The sequence below is a fragment of the Streptomyces millisiae genome, assembly GCF_031845425.1.
Taxonomy (GTDB): domain Bacteria; phylum Actinomycetota; class Actinomycetes; order Streptomycetales; family Streptomycetaceae; genus Streptomyces; species Streptomyces millisiae.
On the sequence record NZ_JAVREM010000176.1, the window covers coordinates 1 to 678 of the forward strand.

A 678-nucleotide genomic window follows, 5' to 3' on the forward strand; every position below is an offset into this window, starting at 1 on the left:
ACCCATACCGGTCCGTCGGCCAAGTGGGCCAGCCCCTCGGCAGCCACCTCCGCCGGCTCGTTGACCAGGATCCCGGGAGCATCGAAGTTCAATCCGACCCGCTCCATCGCCGGAGTGCGTGTCACACCCAGTACCAGTTCGAGGACGTCGACATTGCGTTCACGCAGTTCCAGCCACAGGCTTTCGGCGAACATCCTCGAGAACGCCTTGGCACCGGCATAGATGGAGTGCCGCCACGCACCCATGTAACCCGAGAGTGAGCCGACGATCACGATGCCGCCACGACCGCGGTCTGCCATCGAGCGCCCGTAGTGCTGCACCATCTCAAGCATCCGGGTCACGTTGAGGTCGGTGACCTTCTGGAACTCGCTCAGGTCGGTGTCGAGGAACAACTCGTTGCACGTGCTCGCGCCGGCGTTGTAGATCAGCAGACCCACCTCGAGATCGGTGGTGTCCTCGGCGATCCGCGAAACCGACTGCTGATCCAGCAGATCCACCGAGATCGCGCGCACCTCGACGCCCAGCTCACGGCACTGATCAGCGGTGTCGGTCAACGGACCGGGCTTGCGGGCGATGAGCACCAGATTGAATCCGGCTACGGCCAGTTGGCGGGCGAACTCGGCGCCCACACCCTCGGACCCGCCGGCGATCACAGCCCAGGGTCCGTACTTGGCGAGG

The 678-nt window shown here is 64.7% G+C and carries 1 protein-coding gene; it reads right to left on the bottom strand.

Going from position 1 to position 678, the window contains the following annotated elements; all coding sequences use genetic code 11:
- Positions 1–653, bottom strand: a 653-nt coding sequence (locus tag RNC47_RS36080) for an SDR family NAD(P)-dependent oxidoreductase (RefSeq protein WP_311605079.1), incomplete at its 3' end; no start/stop codon positions are given.
- Between the last annotated feature and the right edge of the window lie 25 nt (positions 654–678).